Source organism: Kineococcus glutinatus (genome assembly GCF_039542765.1).
GTDB classification, from domain to species: Bacteria; Actinomycetota; Actinomycetes; order Actinomycetales; family Kineococcaceae; genus Kineococcus_A; species Kineococcus_A glutinatus.
This window is the reverse complement of the sequence record NZ_BAABIL010000279.1, coordinates 1-3,003: the sequence shown is the minus strand read 5'-3', so window position 1 is coordinate 3,003 and position 3,003 is coordinate 1. Positions and strand designations below refer to the sequence as shown.

Below are 3,003 nucleotides of genomic sequence, written 5' to 3'. Positions count from 1 at the left end.
GGCCAGCAGCACGGCGCTCGCGGCGAGGCGGAAACCCGGCTGCACGGGCACCTGCAGCGCCTCCAGCGCCACCCCGGCGCCCAGCAGGGCCAGGGAGGTGCGGATCCACGCGAGGAAGGTGCGCTCGTTGGCGAGGGAGAAGCGGGCGTCGGGTTCGCGCCCCGTGCCGTACACGCGGCGGGGCCAGCGCCGGTCGCGGACGGCAGGCGGGGTGGGCTCCGACGGGGTGGGCTCCGGCACGGGCACAGGGTGTCGCACCGGGTGCGAGCAGCCGGGCGCGGCGGGGTGCCGTGGCGCGGGCGGGGCGCGAGCGGCAGGATTCGCGCGCACGGCTGCGCCGCGACGCGCAGCGAGGACGAGCACCGACCGGAACCACGACCGGAAGAGGACCCGATGGCCCACCCCCGCGCCGGGAAGTTCGCCGAGCCGAGCGACCTGATCGACGTCGCCCACGTCGTGACGAGCTACTACAGCACCACGCCCGACCCCGGGGACGTCGCGCAGCGCGTCGCCTTCGGCACCTCCGGGCACCGGGGTTCCAGCCTCGACGGGGCGTTCAACGAGGCGCACATCCTCGCCACCACCCAGGCCATCGTCGAGTACCGCGGCGCCCAGGGCTACGACGGGCCGCTGTTCGTCGGCCGCGACACCCACGCGCTGTCCGAGCCGGCCTGGACGACCGCGCTGGAGGTGCTGGCCGCCAACGACGTCACCGTGCTCGTCGACGCCGCCGACCGCTTCACCCCGACCCCGGCGGTCAGCCACGCGATCCTGGCGCACAACCGCGACGGCGCCGGGCGGGTGCGCTCCGGCGGCCCGGGCCTGGCCGACGGCATCGTCGTCACCCCCTCGCACAACCCGCCCCGCGACGGCGGCTTCAAGTACAACCCGCCGAACGGCGGCCCCGCCGACACCGACGCGACCAGCTGGATCGCGAACCGCGCCAACGAGCTGCTCGAGGCCGGCCTGGCGGGCGTCAGGCGCATCCCGTTCGCCCGCGCCCGTGCCGCCGCGCAGCCCTACGACTTCCTCGCCACCTACGTCGACGACCTGCCCTCGGTCCTCGACCTCGACGTGGTCCGCGACGCCGGCATCCGCATCGGGGCCGACCCCCTCGGCGGCGCCAGCGTCGACTACTGGGGCGCCATCGCCGAGCGGCACCGCCTCGACCTGACCGTGGTGAACCCGCTGGTGGACCCCACGTGGCGGTTCATGACGCTGGACGGCGACGGCAAGATCCGGATGGACTGCTCCTCGCCGAACGCGATGCACTCCCTCATCGACCGGCGCACGGAGTTCCAGATCTCCACCGGCAACGACGCCGACGCCGACCGCCACGGCATCGTCACCCCCGACTGGGGGCTGCTGAACCCGAACCACTACCTCGCGGTGGCGATCCAGTACCTGTTCTCCAACCGGGACGGCTGGCCGGCGGGCGCGGCGGTGGGCAAGACGCTCGTGTCGTCCTCGATCATCGACCGCGTCGTCGCCGACCTGGGCCGCACGCTGCTGGAGGTGCCCGTCGGCTTCAAGTGGTTCGTGCCGGGGCTGCTGGACTCCTCCGTGGGCTTCGGCGGCGAGGAGAGCGCGGGGGCCTCGTTCCTGCGCAAGGACGGCACGGTGTGGACCACCGACAAGGACGGCATCCTGCTGTGCCTGCTGGCCTCGGAGATCCTCGGCCGCACCGGCAGCACCCCCAGCGAGCTGTACAAGGGGCTCACGGACCGCTTCGGCGAGCCGGTCTACGTGCGCAGCGATGCCCCCGCCAGCCGCGAGCAGAAGGCGAAGCTGGGCAGGCTGGACGCCGCGCAGGTCAGCGCCGACACCCTCGCCGGGGAGCCGATCACGGCGAAGCTGACGGCCGCCCCCGGCAACGGCGCGCCGCTGGGCGGGCTGAAGGTCGTCACGGAGAACGCGTGGTTCGCGGCGCGCCCGTCGGGCACCGAGGACGTGTACAAGATCTACGCCGAGTCCTTCAAGGGCGGCCACCACCTGCGCCAGGTGCAGCAGGAGGCCCAGGCGCTCGTCGACGGGGTGCTCTCGGCCTGAGCGGTGCGCCCCGGGGCGGGGACGTCCGGCCGCGCGACACCGGCGTGTCGCGCCCCGGGCGTCCCCGTCCGACGGGCCTCAGCCGCGGGCGACCTCGCACCAGACCTGGATGTGGTCCGGCTGCCGGCGCCAGCCCCACTCCAGGCTCAGCTCGGACAGCAGCGCGGCGGTGCCCTCCCGCACGTCCAGCACCCCGGGCACCTCGAGGTCCACGACGATGCCGATGCCGTCGGCCCCCTCCCGCACCTCCACCGCCGCGGGCCGGTGCGCGCGCCCACCGGCGGCCAGCAGCTCGGCCGCGGCCTGCACGACGTCGTCGGCGCGGTCGCCGTCGATGCCGCAGCGCTCGGCGCAGAGCCGGACGAAGCGGCGGGCCTCGGCGAGCGCGTCGGCGTCGGGGGTGAGGCGGAGACGTGTGGTGTCCGCACCCCGGGTGTCCAGCGTCATCGCAGCGGTTCCTCCTGGGCGGACGCGGTCGGCCGAACGGGCCCGGTCGTGGGGCGCTTCTCCTGGTGGCGTTCGGCAGGGCCCCGGGAGCGTCGGCGGCGGCCCCCCTCTGGACCCGCCGCAACGGTACGTCCCCCCCTGCCCGGCATCAACCGCTGCCCGCGGCAACCACCCGCTGCGGGCGGCGCGGCGCGGTGGTGCGCCGGGCCGCCCGCCGAGCACGACCGAAGCCGTCACGAGGCGTGAAGCGACAGCCACGAGAAGTTCGAGGATTCACCCGCTCGGAGCATCCCGCCGTGCGGGGTGCCCACCCCCTGGGGAAGGTGGGGCGGGTGCCGATCACCTCCCGGGCCCTCGTCGTGGCGGCGCTGCTCGCCTCCTCCCCCGCCCGGGGCCTGCACGTCGTGGCGCCCGGGCCCGACGGTTCCGGCCTGCAGCGGGCCCTGCGCCGCGCGCAGCTGCTGCGCGAGCGGGCGGCGGCGGTCCAGCGGCACCGGCTGCGCGGCC

General features: G+C 75.6%; 3 protein-coding genes. 1 reads left to right on the top strand and 2 read right to left on the bottom strand.

What is annotated here, in order from left to right; all coding sequences use genetic code 11:
• The coding region (locus tag ABEB16_RS11185; RefSeq protein WP_345712331.1) for a YidH family protein at positions 1-240 on the bottom strand (240 nt) is incomplete at its 3' end.
• Positions 241-393: 153 nt separating this feature from the next.
• On the opposite strand from ABEB16_RS11185, the gene pgm reads away from it, so the two are divergent.
• On the top strand, positions 394-2,049 hold the full coding sequence (gene pgm, locus ABEB16_RS11180) for a phosphoglucomutase (alpha-D-glucose-1,6-bisphosphate-dependent) (RefSeq protein WP_345712330.1): 1,656 nt from the start codon (positions 394-396) through the stop codon (positions 2,047-2,049).
• Positions 2,050-2,127: 78 nt separating this feature from the next.
• Here pgm and ABEB16_RS11175 read toward each other — a convergent pair whose 3' ends face one another.
• The gene (locus ABEB16_RS11175) at positions 2,128-2,496 is read right to left on the bottom strand and encodes a hypothetical protein (protein WP_345712329.1); all 369 of its coding nucleotides are present in this window, start codon (positions 2,494-2,496) and stop codon (positions 2,128-2,130) included.
• Positions 2,497-3,003 lie beyond the last annotated feature (507 nt).

Coding starts and splice junctions, on each gene's coding strand:
- ABEB16_RS11175 (WP_345712329.1), bottom strand. CDS start 2,496: ATGACGCTGGACACCCGGGGTGCGGACACCACACGTCTCCGCCTCACC.
- pgm (WP_345712330.1), top strand. CDS start 394: ATGGCCCACCCCCGCGCCGGGAAGTTCGCCGAGCCGAGCGACCTGATC.